The sequence below is a fragment of the Pseudoalteromonas prydzensis genome (genome assembly GCF_011050055.1).
In the GTDB taxonomy this organism is placed as follows: Bacteria; Pseudomonadota; Gammaproteobacteria; order Enterobacterales; family Alteromonadaceae; genus Pseudoalteromonas; species Pseudoalteromonas prydzensis_A.
The window spans coordinates 1-17,136 of sequence record NZ_DRGM01000212.1 but is presented as its reverse complement, the minus strand read 5'-3'; the positions used below and the strand labels follow the sequence as shown (position 1 = coordinate 17,136).

Annotated in this window: 7 protein-coding genes; 1 reads left to right on the top strand and 6 read right to left on the bottom strand. The window is 42.5% G+C overall.

Features of this window, described 5'->3' with window-relative positions:
* Positions 1–295: 295 nt before the first annotated feature.
* Together ENH88_RS22505 and ENH88_RS22500 are read right to left on the bottom strand one after the other, a co-directional pair.
* A complete protein-coding gene (locus ENH88_RS22505) occupies positions 296–6,442 on the bottom strand; it encodes a pectinesterase family protein (protein WP_304185778.1) in 6,147 nt (2,048 codons plus the stop codon).
* Positions 6,443–6,523: 81 nt separating this feature from the next.
* Positions 6,524–9,493 (bottom strand): TonB-dependent receptor, encoded by a 2,970-nt coding sequence (locus ENH88_RS22500; protein ID WP_304185777.1) that lies wholly within the window; start codon positions 9,491–9,493, stop codon positions 6,524–6,526.
* A gap of 190 nt (positions 9,494–9,683) precedes the next feature.
* Here ENH88_RS22500 and ENH88_RS22495 point away from each other — a divergent pair, with 190 nt between their 5' ends.
* On the top strand, positions 9,684–11,111 hold the full coding sequence (locus ENH88_RS22495) for a pectate lyase family protein (RefSeq protein WP_304185776.1): 1,428 nt from the start codon (positions 9,684–9,686) through the stop codon (positions 11,109–11,111).
* 76 nt (positions 11,112–11,187) lie between these two features.
* On the opposite strand, the gene ENH88_RS22490 is transcribed toward ENH88_RS22495, so the two are convergent.
* From ENH88_RS22490 to ENH88_RS22475, 4 genes are all read right to left on the bottom strand, one after another.
* Positions 11,188–12,150 carry an alpha/beta hydrolase gene (locus ENH88_RS22490; protein WP_304185775.1) on the bottom strand — a complete coding sequence of 321 codons (963 nt, stop codon included), beginning with the start codon at positions 12,148–12,150 and terminating at the stop codon, positions 11,188–11,190.
* 1 nt (position 12,151) lies between these two features.
* Positions 12,152–13,819, bottom strand: a complete 1,668-nt coding sequence (locus ENH88_RS22485) for a glycoside hydrolase 43 family protein (RefSeq protein WP_304185774.1) — start codon at positions 13,817–13,819, stop codon at positions 12,152–12,154.
* Positions 13,820–13,822: 3 nt separating this feature from the next.
* Positions 13,823–14,902 (bottom strand): glycoside hydrolase family 88/105 protein, encoded by a 1,080-nt coding sequence (locus ENH88_RS22480; RefSeq protein WP_304185773.1) that lies wholly within the window; start codon positions 14,900–14,902, stop codon positions 13,823–13,825.
* Positions 14,903–15,144: 242 nt separating this feature from the next.
* On the bottom strand, positions 15,145–17,136 hold a 1,992-nt coding region (locus ENH88_RS22475; protein ID WP_304185772.1), incomplete at its 5' end, for a glycoside hydrolase family 88 protein.

Here is a 17,136-nt window from a genome sequence, read left to right as displayed (position 1 = left end):
TATCTGGCACATTTTGAGCGCCGCAAGTCCTGCCACGTTTGACTCTAATATCAATTTAAAAACTTTAATTTCATGATGCCCTAGCTCTTTAAGCGCAGCGCCTGTTAATCTCTATGTGAATTATTCACTTAAAGATCTTATTGCACAAAGAGAAAAGAATGAAAAGTAAATGAGGACTTCAATCTGAGGTTCATTGTTTTAGTTAAGGGCAATGAAAATACCCTTGCTGTGCGAGGCAAGGGTATTGGTAACTATCATATTGAGTGAAAGCAGCGCTGCGCTGCTCTCATTGCAACTATTGAATGGTAATTTCATCCAATGTGATAGTGGCTTCACTTTCCGTTCTGATAGTGATGAATGAGGTAGCAGTGGCTACCAGTCCATCGACTGTGTAGGTTTGCCCAGGGACTAGGTCTTGAAGCTGTACTGAGTAGAACTTCGACGAACTACCGTGAATTGAATTCGCGCTACCAGAGGTATTATTATCAACATATATCTGGAAGCTCTTGGCGGTATTGCCTGTCACATCGGCGACCGTAAAGCTCACTTGATAGCTATTACTTAAATCCAGTAACCCCGTGGTGCTTGCATCTGCTGCGGTGGTACTCACCGCAGGGGTGGTATTAGCAATACTAATACGTGCACCTGTCATGGTTAATTGGCCTGCTGATACATCAATAGTGCCAGTGACACGATGAAACAGCGGGGTACCAGATCCAGCTAAGCCTGATAAGTCGCGATAACTATTACTAAAAAACTCGTCCGTATTCGCTGCGGCAAAATTTTCAGTAAAGGGTAAACCTAGCGGCTGTTGCACCGGTGGCTCACTTGGCGCTGCAATGTCAGGAATGTCCAAATCGCTTTGATCAATTTTACCAATCCCAGCATGGGCAATCACATGCGCTTTAACATCCATGACTGGCGTCAAAGTATACTCATAAGGTGCTTGGTATGAGCTTGTTGGCGTTATGCCCGAAGCAGTTACTTCTGCTGCCACATCACCATCAGCCACATCGCCCCAACTAACGCCTTCACCTAAGTAATTACCCGAGGTATTCCAATAACCAATTACTTTTGAGTAAAAAGAAACCACAGGGTTTTTAGTATGCTCAAAGTAGTTATTTTCAATATGTAGCTCTGCGCCCATCCGTGAGTTAATCGCACTAGAGGTGATATTGTTGTAATAGTTATTGAACAGATGACCTTGACCAAATCTAAATAATGGAACCCGCGAGACTATGTTTTCAAAGCGGTTATGGTGAAAGGTAATGTGGCGATTCTTATTGCTACTTGAGTCATCATCACTGTGACCATGTAGCGATGTTTTCCAACTATCGTGAATATAGTTATATGAAATGGTGATGTTTTCAGCACCCGATTTAGAATCAATTAAACCATCGTAATAGTCTTGATCAACATTTAACGATGAATAGAGTTCGTTATGATCGATCCAGATATTCGCGGTAGGTTTATTTTCATCACCTTCGATCGAAATACCATCTTTACCGCCGGTAAGTACTTCATGGATTTTTAAGTTTTGGATAATGATGTTATTAGCACGACGAATAGCAATGCCGATACCACTTAGCTCACCACGATCTGCCACACCGATAATGGAGATATTATCCATATCTTTAATTTCGATAGAAGAATTGTCACCGCCGCTGTTCGCATCAGTAATGACACCATCCACATAAATAGTCACTGGAACACCAGATGATTTTGCTTGTGCTAAAGCCGATTTAAGCGCTGTGCCATTATCGACCGTTACCACAGTGCCTCCTGCGCCACCGGTTAGGTTAAAATTATAACCAGCAAAACCCAGGTTATTATTCACCGGTGTTATTGCAACTGGCTCATCGGGTAATACTGGAATGGCAAGTGGTTCAGGTGTCCAACCTTGGCCATCGTTAAAGCTGGCAAAAATAGCGTTACGGTCAAGTAAGTTAACCACGTCGCTGTCTTGCATAATGTAACCGCCAACACGAGCACTTAAATCAAGGGCATTACCTGCTAAGTCCATGCTGCCATACTCGCGCCAGCCACTGGTGGCCGTTGCGATTTCAGGGTTTGGAGCCGGTTGACTGTTAACCCCTTGCACAGCCCAACCTGAGGTTGCAATGTGAGTGTCAAACTTATTATTGATAAGCGTAATGTTATCAAAATAGCTGTCGCTGCCCCCACTGCGTGCAATATAGGTTGAATTGTCTAACACATCATTGCCAATTGGGCCAGGGCCATGAGTAAAACGATTATTTAAGAAGATAAAGCCAGGATCTGTTGGTACTGGCACGCGGGCTTGCAGTACATAGCCACCTGATGAGTCTTTAGTTGGATCACCGTCTTTCGAATCACCAATAGTGCGAATTTCACTGTCTTCAAATAATGCAGTAACTGGGTAACCCCAAATAAAGTCAACATTACCTGCAACTAAGCTATTGTAAAACCAAGTGTAACCTTTAAGTAATAGAGTATCTTGTTCACTGATAAAGCTGGCATTGTTAGCCACTAAGCGGCCATTACTATTAAAGTAAATCGTTTCAGCTTGGTTTGAATCAACCTTGTTACGCAAATGGGTGTTTTTCAATGTTAGGTTGTTGAGCACTAACATATCAGCACCTTCCACTAAAAATACACCACGACCACCGCCCGGTGTGCCTGAACCTACTGGCGCACTGCCACCAGAGCCACCATTGAGTGTTTCGTAGTTTTCATACTGAATAATGGTGTTTTCTTGGCTTTGCCCTTGTATTGTTACGTTATTTTTATTGCGTAAGAACAGCAACTCATTATAGATACCATCTTTGATAGAAATGGTGGTTTGCTCATCTTTAGCAAGGCTTGCCATTGCAAAGTTAAGTGCACCTTGCACGGTTCTAAAATCAGCGACACCGTCATCATCAACCAGTAGTTGGTTACCTGCAGGCGTTGTTACTTTAGTGGTGAACGTCCATTGACTGTTATCACCTAAGCCAACAAAATCAGCACCGTTTAGTTGTGCACCCAGTACCACATCATCACCAATGACAACACGATAGGTATGGCCATATTCAAGCACATTATTATGTGGCTTAATAGTTAAGGTATTACCTTCAATCGTGAGCGGGTAGTAATACACAGAGCGGACTTTATCTTGGCCAGTGTAGCCAATAACATCAATGTTCTTTCCAACCTTAAGTGTATCAACAAGGGTGTTGTCGTTTTGTTTATAAATACGTATTTCACCTAAACTGCCAAAGGTAGGGGCGTTATCAAAAGTAATTGATAGCTGGGTATCAACAAATTGGTTATCGCTAGCAATCGCTGGCATCACTTTATCTGTTAAGTCACCATAGTCAGCGGTTGGCATAACAAAGCCTTCTGCCACAGAGACTTTAATAGTACGCGTAATGCTTGGATCTGAATCAGATACAAAGGTGACAGTTGCATCACCTGCGGCAATCGGCGTGAGGGTGGTCATATTTGCATCAATTGTAACGCTCACCACAGCGTCATTGCTTGATGTGACCGTGTAGGTATCGGCTGTAATTCCATCGTTTTTAATCGCTGTAACATTGATCAACAACGGATCCATAGTGGTACTGGTATCCCACGTCGGTTCTTTATAATCAAGGGTTAGCTGAATCGGCTTGATGCTAGGGTCGCCCACTTTTACATCATCAATCTCAAACGAGCGATTATTCGTAAACACACCAATTAAGCCTCGTGCGGTATAGCTGGTATCACTAGCCGTGCCCATTATTTCACCGTTCAAGTTCACGGTAAGTTGATCATCAATCATTTCAAAGCGAGTGGTGTACCAAACGCCATCTTCAGTGGCGCCTTTCTCACCGAGTAAGATGGGTGATTTTGTTTGCACAGGACGCGCAATTGACCCCTCGCTACTCACGGCAACTTCCACTTGGGTACTGCTTGATGAGTTTTGCACATTTAAGCCACCGGCATACCAGTTACCGGCATTTAAATAGCGTGCCATTAAGAAGATTTGCTTATTGGCCGTTGTAGAGTTTTGCCGTGGGCGAATTTTCGCTTCAACAAAATAGTTGCCCGTCGCTGGCACGTTTGCCATAGCTTCTTCGGTGGCTAAAATAATTTCTCCACCAGCACCGCCTGCGGTGTAACGCATCACGTTATTGCCCATGATATCAAGTACATCAAATTCACCCATTGGGGCTGCAGTGTTATCGGGCTTGGCTAAAATTTGCCAATTAGTTAAATCACCATTGGCAAAGTCATCACAAAAATACAGTTCAGCTGCATCTGCGCAGCTAAATACCGATGGATCTTTAACATACTCAACTCTGAGGTTATTGATCACCACAGTGCCGCCTGTTTCGGTACGTAACTGTAAAAATGAGTTTTTCGTCGCAAGCTGCCCAGGTACTGTTAAAGTTTGGCCAGCAGTAAGCGAGTTGATCAATTCATTATAAAAACGTGAGTCATTCCCATGGATTGATTTAGAGCTGCTAGATGTATTGTTATCCACATAAATTTGGAATTTATTATCACCTTCAGGGTCGCTTACACTGACAATATCCATCACCACTTGATATGGACGAGACAAATCCAGCGCTCCACTGGTGGTGGTATCCGTTGCTGCGGTTTCAATACCTGGCGTAGTATTACCTAATGTGAAACGGCCACCATCGAGTTCTAAGCCGGTATCAATCACAGTGACTGAGCCGCCTGTTTTGCTAAACATTGGGATTTCAGCGCCGTTAGCATCAATAATTTTCTGATGATCAACAGAGAAAATATCCGCAGTAAGCGCGGTAAAGTCAGTGGTGATTGGTAACTCTACTGTTGGGATCTCACCCTCTACAGGAGGGTCAACATCTGGCACATCCGTAGCGACAGTTTCAATGGTTAAATTGTCAATGACCATCATGGCAGCTGAATCAGTGCGTATTTGAAAGTACGAATTTTTAATATCTGGGTTTAAAATACCCCGTGCATCGACATGAGTGAGATCGGCACCGGTATTTACATCTTCACCTGGAATGTAGGTATAAGAAAACCGTTTACCCGCAGGGGTGTTGGTTTCATTTATATCTTTGCCGTAAAACTTAGAGGCACCGCCATGCACTGAGTTACTTTGACTGGCGGTATTATTATCAACATACAGCGAAAGACCACCAGCACCGTTGTGAGCAATCACATCAAAGCTCAGGGTAAAGCCTTCACTTAAATTATAAATACCCACACCTGAGTTATCAGCCGCTGTTGATTCTTTGCCGGGCAGGGTATTACCGATGGTAATACGATCGCCTTCAAGAATTAGTTGGCCTGCTACATCATCAATTTCTGCGCTACCACCACTTTTAAAATATAGCGGACCGCTACCTTGCTCAGCCGATAAGCTTTTATAGCTTGATGAGAAAAATGTCTCAGTGTCAGTATCAAATTCTTCAATTAAGGCTAATCCTGCTTGCTCTGCGAGATCATTAAGCTTAATGAGTTCTTCCTGCGCTTGCTGCTCGGAGAACACTAAAATATTGTTTTTAGCATCATCATTACTATCACAAGTCAACACCAGTGTTGCCAATGCGCTTACATCGCTGGTGGCACAAACACTGTAGCTATTATTAACCGTATTATGTGAGCGAGAAATAATATACTCAGTGGTAGCAGACTCGCCTTCACCTGAGGTCAGTGCAAGTACACGGTTACCGAATAAAAACGCATAACTGCCTGTTACAGTTTCGCTGCCATCGACAACTTGGCTGAATGTACCGCTAAGGTTTGCTTCATCAACGGGCGTTAATATCAACTGTGCAATAGTTGCCTCGCTGCCTTGCACTAATGGGTTGTATAATGTTCCGCTAAAATCGGCAGTATTAAATGCTAAGGGTTGGGTGCTGTTGTATTGTTCAAAAATAAAATCAACAAAGTGCACAATAGCTTGATCAGCTGGAATTAAGCTACTGTTAACAGAGCCTGCATCAGCGAGCCAGGCATTAACGTTAGCCTCAAACTCATCGCTACTAAAATAATCAGTAACCGTTTGTCCTTCACCAAGCGTCATCTGCGCCGCTTGGGCTGCTTGCGCGCTAATGGTGATGCCATTACTTGGATCACCATCAACATCGAGTGACTGCAATAAACGTAAGCTATTAATAACCGCAGGATGAAACACGGTATCGGTTGAAAATACCGCGAGGGGAGTAAGCACATTTGCTGCGGCAACCGTAGGGAAGGTAAGCGCACCGATGGAAAAATCGACAGCTTCACCTCTATAGTAATCGAACTGTCCGTCAGCTGTGGTTACGCCATTGGTTACCGAGGGGCTATTATAGGTTAAACCAGTCACTGGGCTGTCAACAAACACCCCTTGAATAGGTGGCAATGGGGCTTCTTTGACATTGATAGAACTTTCTTCACCGCAGCCTGCTAAGATCGCGGTGAGCAGCAAACACGATGGTATTTTTATTGTATTATTCATGCATCCCTCCAAGGATGAAAGCGCGTCATTTACGCGTTAATTGTGTGTGAAATTAACGTTTTTTTTATTACTCGTTGATTGTTAATAAAACTTATAATTCATACCCAACTGGAACGTGCGGCCATAATCCTCACGTTGGTAAAGGATCTCGCCCCCAGATAAATCATTACCTTTGAAGTAACGTAAATCCGCTTCATCGGTTAAGTTAATGGCATCAAAGTACACGCTGAGGCTTTTTGTGAAGTCATATTTGACTTTCATATCAAAGGTTAAAATATCGTCTTGATAGATATCTGCCCATGATTTACATGATTTGGGATCTGCTACCGAGGCAGTAGCAGGACAAGAGCCAACCTCTTCAAGAATATCCGAGCGGTAATTACTAATTAGGCGGAACGAGAAAGTCTCATCTTCCCAACCCACAGCAACATTACCGGTAATATCTGCTTGGCCTGGTAGCTGCATTTTGTCTTGTCGTATCGTGGCGTCGAGTTCGGCTTCACTTTTTACAAAGGTCATATTACTTTGCCAAAATAAGCCATTTTTGAAGAACTGGTTGTAACTAAGTTCAATCCCGTAAACGGCGGCTTTGTCACCATTGAGGGTTATATCAACCTGATTTAGAGCAAGATCTTGAGGAATTGCAAAATCAGATACTTGGTTTACAGGTAAAGTAAGCGGTAATTGATCAATACTCATTTGAATACCGGTGACATCCACGATGAAGTTATCGATATTTTTGTAAAATACCGCCGCTTCCATAAATAACTCTTTGGATGGATACCAGCCAAATGAGGCGTCAAAGTTATCTGAGGTCATTGCCACCAAGTTTGGATTACCCACTTGTAGCGCATTGTCAGGCCCTAAAATATAGCCTTGTAAATCAATGGCACTTTGCCCGTCAGGGGTACTGTAGCATTCGTTGGTTGTTGGATCACATAAGCTAATATCACTATCAAAACGTGCATAACCACGGGCTTGTTTAAACGAAGGGCGGGTATAGCTTGTCCATAGAGATGTACGCACTAACATTTCAGGATTCGGTTCGTAGCGCAGATGCATACTTGGAAAAAATTCACTGTAGGTAATGGATGCCTCTGGTAAAGGCACCGAAATATCTAAGGTGTGATCACCGCCAAAATCCCAATCATCATTTGATAATGACATATAGCCAGTTGATGAAAACTCGGTATGTGCATAGCGTACACCGGTGATTACACTAACTTGCTCTGATAGCTGCAGCTCGGCCATAATATAGGCAGCGTAGGTATCTTCGTATAAGGTATAGTCCTCTTTGGTACTGTCGATCGATACCTCGCCACCGGTGGCACTTTCACGTGTGATTTTAGTTGAATCAACCATGTACTCAAGGTCATCTTTACTAACAAAAGGGTAGTTAAATAAGCCACCTTCAGGCACCCCATAGTTGTAATCTGTAACATTTGAGTTGGCGACGGTAATACAGCTTTCATCTGTGCCACAGTCCAGTGGATTTATTGCATAGCTCCAGCGATCTTTATCTCGGAAATGTTCGCGTTCATTATAAGTACCACCAAACTTGATGAAATTCAGGTACTCAAAATCAAAGTCTTTTTGGATGTTTAACTTGATACTGGTGACTTCATCCGTACGAACACTGTCTTCCATAAATAAGTTGTCGTATTCCATATTTGATAAATCGCTGATGTCACCATCGGCTTCACCGGCAAAAACATCATTGTCTGGATCTAACGCAAAACCACCTAAGGCAGCGGCTTCTTCTGGAGTAAGCACCTGCGCAACAATATTATTTTTACTGCCTTGACCGTAGACAATATTTTCGCGCTCACGAAATTGCACTCGGCGATCGCCCACTGATTTATCATCTGTTTTAGAATATGCATATTCATAATCAACCCGCCATGTATCGGTAATATAGTTTTCACCACCAAAGCTGTAGTTAGTCGTGGTCGTTTCACCTTCTTGGACAAAATACTGATTAAATACATCGATATCAGACAGAGCAAACTCTTTTGTATCAGCATTTACATAGATAATTTCATCTGCTTGGTCGCCATTATAAAAGTTATAAAACTCTCTTTGCGCGATGTCATCATCAGTGTAATTTGAGTAGTTACCGCGAATGTAATAAAAGCTGTCTGCGGTGGGCTTAAATTCTACATTTAGGGTTGCGGTGGTACGTGTTCTATCGGCAATTTCACGGCGGTTTTCAAGTTGCGCGGGGATCAATATTTCTGGTGCAACACTGAGCTCCTCTTCACTGAGGCCAATCCCGCCTTTTAAAAAGTTTAACTCGCGGGTGCTATGATGGCGTGCTTCATCTACTTGGGTTTTCCTATCTTCATAAGAAAGAGCAAAACCAACGCCAATTTTTTCATCTAAAAATAGCTGGGTACCATCAATGCTAAACTTTGGCGATTGCTCTTCGCGTAATTCACTGTATGAATCTTGTAGCTTCATTTTTAGAGTGTTTTTGCCACGATCATACGCAGAGATGGCTTTAACATTTACTGCACCACCAATTGAATTGAGGTTCATATCTGGGGTAAGGGTTTTAAATACTTCAATGGCACCAAGTGAATCACTGGTGATGCCATCTAGGCCTATTTTACGATCATCCCCCGCACCAGAGAGTTCTGCACCATTCATACTCACAGATACAAATTTAGGCCCTAAACCACGCACCGCAATGTATTTTCCTTCACCTTCGCTGCGCTCTAAAGTGACACCGGGAATACGACGCAGTGACTCTGCGACATTTTGGTCAACAAAGTTGCCCATATCATCCGTGGCAATCACTGAGCTAAAGGCTTTAGCATCACGCTCCATAGCCCGTGCTTTTAAATCGGCTTGATAGACACCGGTTACAGCTATAATTTCTATATCATCTTCAGCTACTTGGGCTGCTTTTTTTGATTCTTGTTCGGTATCAGCTGTGGCTTGTTGTGTATTATTATCAAGCTTTGGCTGTGCAGGATCGGCTGTTTGTGCATAAAGTGGCATTGCAACCATTAATGCTGCAGCGATCGCGCTTAATCTCATGCTTTTCATCTTTATTCCTTTTTCAGGCTTATAATTGTGTGTGCAAGTTATGCGATTCCCGTTGATTTTAATCCCAACTTGCCACCGGTGGCAAAATGGAATAACATGAAGTTAACACTGTATTAATGAAACTGTCAATTTACATATTGACAATTTTTTATTTTAACCAGCATTAAAAACGAAATAGCCAAGGAACATTATGCAAGTTCTGAAGAATAATAATTTAAACTATCTCAATATCGTATTAATAAGCATCATTACTGTGTTGACGGTTTTTGTTTCAACTAATTTATACGCTGTACAAGTTAACACGCCATTGGCTTTTCCAACTGCAAAAGGATTTGGTAAATACGCGACCGGCGGCGTTGATGGCACCGTTTATAGAGTGACTACATTAGAAGATAACGTTGAAAAGCCGCAGCCAGGCAGTCTTCGCTATGCAATTGTGCAAAAACATCCTCGCACTATCGTATTTGCGGTGTCGGGTGTGATCAAATTGGCAGGGGAACTTAAAATATCACATGGTAATATCACCATTGCAGGGCAAAGTTCGCCAGGTGGGATTGCTATTGTCGGTGCTCCGGTTACGGTATCTGCCGCTGATAATGTGATTATTCGTTATTTGCGCTTTCGCTTAGGTACTTTTGGCTATGCCGATGATTCTTTAACGGTACGTAACAGTGAAAATGTGATTATTGATCATTGCTCATTAAGTTGGTCAGTGGATGAAACGGCGAGTTTTTATAATAATCGTAATTTCACACTACAAAACTCAATGATTTCGCACAGTTTAAGCCATTCCATTCACCCAAAAGGGGATCATGGTTATGGTGGTATTTGGGGCGGAGCAAATGCAAGCTTTATTAATAACATAATTGCCAATCATGCCAGTAGAACACCAAGGATCAATGGTCATCGGCTTAAATCACCGTACCCACAAAATGAAGAGTTTGTTGAGCTTATCAATAATATTATTTTTAATTGGGGACATAACAATGTGTATGGCTCAGAAAATGGTCGGTTTAATTTAATCAATAATTATTACAAACCCGGTAAAGCCAGCAAAATTATGCAGTTTGCCGATATTTGGTACTCCCCTGAGATAAAAGAAAATCAAGCCTATATCATGGGTAATACCCTTGAGAATAATCCACAGCTAAGTGAGCATAACTACTTAGGTGTAAACTACCGTAAAGCAGTCAAAGCAAAGCGCACAAAGAGTGATGCAAAGAGCCCTTGGTTAACTGATCAAGCAATCATTACCTCACCGATGCAACAGACATTGGTCTATGTTAGTGCAGAGCAAGCATTTAACGATGCCAGCAAAGCGCAAGATATAGGTGCAAGTCGCAATGCCAACGGTCGATTTATTGATAATGTTGATAACTTAGTTTATCAGCAATTAACAGACGCTGTGCCAATCAAGAAAAACGGTTTAATTGACCACGAATTTGAATTAATAGGCGATTGGGATACTTATGAAAAGCAATTTTTAGGCTTTGCTGCAATCTCTGATACAGATCAAGATGGTGTGGATGATGACTGGCTAAAACAACATCAGCCGCAATTTGAAAATGCCACTAAAGAGCAGGTTTTAGTGGCGTATTTAAACTCACTTAGCAACTAATAAAGCAAAAGCCACTTTATAGACTTAAATAGAATTGTTAAGTCAAAGTGGCTTTCGATTATAACTTCAATAGTGTTCAACGACTGTTAGCGAATTGTGCTGTTAAAAAGTCATCAATAACACCAGTCGTTGGCGTTAACCACGGCTGGAATAACCAAAATGAATGCGGCGCATCATCGAATTGGTAAACTTCACTGGGTCTATGCAACTCTTGTAACTTTTGTATTGCGCTGTCTCGACCTGCACGAAAGCGTGGCACTGAGCTATTGATGAAAAGTGTCGCAGGCGCGTTTTTATCAATATAGAAAATAGGCGATCCGGCGCGCCAACGCTGTGGGATGCTTTCATAACGGCCCCCTAACCATTTACTGGCTGAAGTGACGGCTTTAGCTGGATTGTTTTCAAATGGTAATGCTTCAGCGGAGGTGAAATCACTTAGGCCATCTATGTTTATCAGCGCTTGGACCTTAAATCGCTTGGAGTTAGTGTCGCTGCTATCAACAATTCCGCCGCTGTAGGCTAATAACGCAGCTAATTGGCCACCCGCAGAGCCTCCCGATAAAACAACTTTAGTGCTATCTATATTATACTGTTGCGCATTTTCTTTAAGCCAAAGTAATGCATCTTTTAAGTCTTCTAATGCAGCAGGGAAAGGTGCTTCACCACTGAGTCGGTAACTGGGGGTTGCAACAATATAGCCTCGCTCTACCAGCGTAATGGCAAGCGCGGTCATTAATGAGGGGCTGCCTGACTGCCAGCCACCACCGTGTATTAATAGAATTAAAGGTGCTGTTTGCGTTTGCTGCTGTTGCTGGTAAATATCTAACGTTAACGCACTGGTCGCAGTTTGTTTGTAAACCAGTGCTTTATGAGCGATGACAGAGTCAGGAAGTGTCGTTGCGGGCAGCTGCATGTGTGGATAGTGTTTGATTAGTTTTTTATAAGTATTTTCAACGGTGTAATCAGCTGCTATGCATGGCTGAACACAGAGCAATAATATGGCAAAAAAGTTCAACTTTTGCTGTTTAAACATATTCATTTTAATCCAAAGTGCTATAACGGGCATAGTCAAAATCTGCAAAGCGAGTAGTGGTTGAGTCTTGCGACAGACTAAACAAGCCTAATTTGGCGCCCACCCAACGGCCTTTTTTAGCTTGGAAGTGCTCACCAATAATTTTAAATTCAGCGCTCGCAGCGGTTCTATAACTAAAAATGGCGGTTGCGCCTGGTTGTAGAACGACTTTTAGTTCAAGATAGGGTTGTATCAATGGTTGTTGCTCTACAATAGTTTCTTTACAGCCTTTTCTCGCATTAAAACAATGCACATAAACTAGCTGTTGTTCGCCAGTAGAAGATGTTTTGATACCAATCCATGCATAGTCTTCACCAAATAAAATTAGTCCTGAGGAACTAGCAGAGCTTGTTTTGTTGACCTGCAATGTGGTCGTAAAAGCAAATTGCTCTGCGGGAATTTTTTGTAGTAACAAAGAAGGCGTTGACCATAAATTAGTACTATTTTGGGCTGTAATTGGCTGCGAGTATAAGCGTAAAAAGCCGGGGTTGTCAGTCAGTGAATACCAGCTGCTACTTGGATTTGCATTCCATTGCCATAACAAATTTAGTTCAGGGCTGTTGAATTCATCATTGTTCACTATGCTGGTGGGCTGTGAGGCGAGTTCGCTCTGTGGCTTAGTGTATTGTAAAACAGGTTGCCCAGTCCCATTAGCATTTTTATCTACGCCAATGATTGGCCAGTCATGCTCCCAGCGCATAGGTTGTAAGTGGGTGATACGGCCATACGCTTGTTTGCTTTGAAAGTGAATAAACCAGTCCTCAGCAAATTTGGTGTGAACCCACGCACCTTGATGGGGGCCGTTGATCACTGAATTGCCTTGTGCCATTACAACTTTGGCTTCATAGGGGCCGGTAATTGCTGTTGCTCTAAATACCGATTGCCAGCCTAAATCTACGCCACCAGCGGGCGCAAAAATATAGTAATAGCCGTTACGTTTATAAAATTTAGGACCTTCAATGGTGCGATATCCAGGGTGATTTTTACCATCGACAATATGTGTAAATTTGTCGCTTACCCAACTTGCGTCATCACTCATTTCACGCAGCGTTAGTACATTATTAAAGCCAGCACGGCTTTTTGCCCATGCATGTACTAAGTACGCTTTGCCGTTGTCATCCCATAAAGGTGCAGGGTCGATCAATCCTTTCCCAGCTAAAATAAGCTCTGGGGTTGACCATGTTGCAGCTGGATCCTTTGCAGTTGTAACGTAAATACCAAAATCAGCATCAGGGTAGAAAATCCAAAATTTATTATCATGAAAACGGATTGTTGGCGCCCATACGCCATTGCCATGTTGTACTTTTGCAAAGTGAGCTTGTGGCAGTTGTATCGGCAGCGCATAATTTATTAATTGCCAGTTTACTAAATCGGTAGAATGTAAAATAGGCAAGCCAGGAGCGGAATTAAAACTAGATGCGGTCATGTAATAATGGCCATTTACTGCAACCACATCTGGATCGGAATAATCGGCATGCAAAATTGGGTTTTTATACTCGCCATTGCCAAGATCAGCTTGCCACGGATTTTGAGTTTGTTTTTGTGATAATAATTGCAACTCTTTTGCGTAACCTTGGCTGCTACTTAAGCAAACGAGCAAAAGTGCTAAATAGAAATAGTATTTGTTGCTTAGCATCGGTTATTTCTCCATTTCTAAACTAGCAAGAATAAAAGGGCCGACTGCTTTAGGATCGTTCGCGCGTACATTTTCACTGATGTAATAAGCAAAGCTGCCATCTCGATATGGTTTTCCGCCAAGTCCTGCTACTTCACATACTTGTTGGATTGATAAGGTGTTATCTTCTTCACGTTTAATAAAGTTGCTAATTACAGCATTAAAGGTATTTTTTGCAATCACTTGGTAGCTATCAGGTAAGTAACCTTGATTAACAGCTCTTGCAATTGCATAGCTGAGCATAGCACTACCAGAGGATTCTAAATAATTACCGTCTAATTCAGCTTTATCAGTAACTTGAAACCACACTCCAGAGTCGGAGCGTAGCTTTAACATGTTATCAATCAATGCGGTAAAGCGTTGTGTTAGCCACGCTTTTTTCGGGTACTCATTCGGTAGTTGGTCTAACACATCGACCATTGCCATGGCGTACCAGCCGATAGAGCGCGACCAATGATTAGGCGATTGTCCGGTTTTTTTATCCGCCCAACGTTGTTGTTTTGACTCATCCCAACCATGCACGGGTAATGCGGTGTCGCTGCGATAAGTGTGTTGTTCAATTAATTCAAACTGCTTAATAACATCATCATACTGATCTGGCGTACCAAATCGGCGGATATATTGCGCATAAAAGGGCGCTGCCATATATAAGCCATCAAGCCACATTTGCGATGTATAGCGTTTTTTATGCCAAAATCCGCCATCTTGTGTGCGAGGTTGTAAGGCGAATTGTGCATAGAGGGTATCGAGGGCAAGACGATATTTACGGTCTTTGGTTTGATCAAACATAAAAAACAGTAACTTGCCCGCATTGAGCATATCGAGATTATATTTGCTCATTACATAGGTTTTAATACTGCCATCTTCCATTACTAACGCGTCTAGATATTCTTTAATGTAATTGAAATAGCGCTGCTCTGGTTGCTGCTGGTAGAGCTTGGCAAGCGACAGTAACACTAAACCATGGGTGTAGTCCCAGCGCGGTTCACTGCGCCAATCAATGGTGTACGCCTGTGGGTTGCGGCTCATCTCTGACTCTGCCATTTGTACGGCATAGCTCAGTGAGTTGTTATTATCTTGAGCAGACACATTCAGTATTGAGCAGCATAAGCAGCAGATAAAAAAAGAAAGAATCTGTTGTTTAGAGGTGATTTTAATGAATTTCAGTATACGCATCATTAATCCTTATGAGCTAAGTGTGCTGATGTTGTTGCAGGGAAGTGAGTTTTGGCCGGTAAGCAAAAATGCGATGGACTTTGTTTACCGGTTGACTTATCTGTGGCTGGTTAGTTGTTACCAGCTAAAAGCTTAGCTATTTCAAGGCTGGCTAGAATGAAGGGGCCGTTTCCTTTAGGATCATTTTTACTGACCGGCTCGCTCATGTAATAGTGATAGCTACCATCGCGGCCGAAGCCAAGTCCTGCAACATAGCATTGGTTGGTCATACTGACCGTGCCATCACTATGGACTAATGTAAATTGGTTAAGTAAACCTTGATATGCTGCAAGCGCAGTGTCTTGATAGTGGGCATCTATATAACCGTTATTAAGCGCTTTGGCATAAAAGTACGCAAACATCGCTGTTGCGCTTGATTCTTGATAGTTGCCTAAAGCCGTTGGTCTGTTTAAAACTTGCCACCATGTGCCGGTATCAGCATCTTGTACTTTGGCAATATCAGTGGCTAACTCTTGTACCATGGCGAGCAACGTTTCGCGTTGCTCTGTATTTTTTGCTGGGATGTAATCGAGTACATCAACGACAGCCATCGCGAGCCAGCCCATACCACGGCCCCAAAACTCTGCGGAAACACCGGTTTGTTTATTAGCCCACGCTTGTTGTTTAGATTCATCCCAACCGTGATAGTAAAGGCCCGTTTTTGGATCTCTAAGCACTTCACGCGTTAGCTTAAATTCCTTTACAACCTCAGCAAATGTTTCTTGCTGCTGGTGGCCCGTTTCAAATAAGCTAGCATACTGGGCTAAAAATGGCATACCCATATATACGCCATCTAGCCATAATTGATGTTGGTATTTATTTTTGTGCCAAAATGCGCCTTGCGAGGTACGAGGCTGCTGCTGTAACTGAGTTCGCAGAGTCTGCGCAGCTGTTAAGTAATGCTGTTGCTTGGTATCTTGGTATAACTGGATAAGGTTACGACCCGGTGGAATATTATCGATATTAAAATTGCTTTGTTTATAGGCGCTAATTTTTCCTTGCTGATCAATAAAGCTGCCAGTAACTTGGGCAATTACATCTTTATAAATTTGCTCATCCGTTGCCAGCCCTAATTGGTAGTATGCATAAGGCTGTAAGCCTATAATATCGTATTCAAACTTTGGGCTACGTTTACGATTAACGTCCCAGCCATTGGCATGATAGCTCAGTGTTTTTCTTTTCAGCTCCGAATCAGCAAGGGCACGCGCCCACTGAAGTGCTAATTTATCATTAAGCGGTTGCGTCGTTTGTTTTGCTGTTGCTGTGGTGTGCAAGGTAATGCGAGGTTTAATAGTCAATCTTTCAGCTTGTTGATCAAGGTACTTAATAAAGCTTTCTTTATCATTGATACCACTTTCCGGTTGCCACACTGAGGCAAAATAGTAATCTACATGCTGGGTACTTTGCCCTTTTGGTTTTAGTACTGCAAGGTAGTTATTTTTATCTTGGCGTACGTCAATAACATCGCCTTTTTTAAAGAAAACCGCCATCCCTAAAGCTGATTTATCTAAACTTTGATTGCCCCAACTGGCAATATAACTGTAGCCATAATTACTCATTGCATCGAGATCAGCTTGAATAAACTCAGTCTCAGGGTGTTTGACCACACCAGCCACTAAATTAGGCAAATCTTTATCAGTGCTTAGTTCTACATGTGCTAAACGTGAGCCGCCATGCATACTAATATTCGCGGTTAAATTTTGCTGTTGATAGCTGTTTTGCCAGCCTTGATAATCAATTTGGATACTGGCGCGTAAATCGCCGTTTTCAACAATGCGTGCTGTGCGTTTGCTAACATCAGCGACATGTTCCAACGCGTCATTCTTGCCTAGTAAACCAAATCCGCCAGCACCTAAAGAGTTGCCAACTTTAAGGATATCCATACCCCAGTCTTGTTTGTCATGATACGAAGAATAACCATCAAGGCCGACATTATGCAGCACAGGCTTAGTTGTTAATTTACCGAAAATGTCAAAGCCATTGCGCCAATCGAGGTAAAAACGATAGCCGACTTTATCGGACTCAATACCTGGGCCTTCATAACGGATCCAATTTGAATGATC

What these genes read in the sequence shown, in the direction of transcription:
- ENH88_RS22500 (WP_304185777.1), bottom strand. Translation starts at nt 9,493, where the DNA reads ATGAAAAGCATGAGATTAAGCGCGATCGCTGCAGCATTAATGGTTGCA.
- ENH88_RS22485 (WP_304185774.1), bottom strand. Translation starts at nt 13,819, where the DNA reads ATGCTAAGCAACAAATACTATTTCTATTTAGCACTTTTGCTCGTTTGC.
- ENH88_RS22480 (WP_304185773.1), bottom strand. Translation starts at nt 14,902, where the DNA reads ATGGCAGAGTCAGAGATGAGCCGCAACCCACAGGCGTACACCATTGAT.
- ENH88_RS22495 (WP_304185776.1), top strand. Translation starts at nt 9,684, where the DNA reads ATGCAAGTTCTGAAGAATAATAATTTAAACTATCTCAATATCGTATTA.
- ENH88_RS22505 (WP_304185778.1), bottom strand. Translation starts at nt 6,442, where the DNA reads ATGAATAATACAATAAAAATACCATCGTGTTTGCTGCTCACCGCGATC.
- ENH88_RS22490 (WP_304185775.1), bottom strand. Translation starts at nt 12,150, where the DNA reads ATGAATATGTTTAAACAGCAAAAGTTGAACTTTTTTGCCATATTATTG.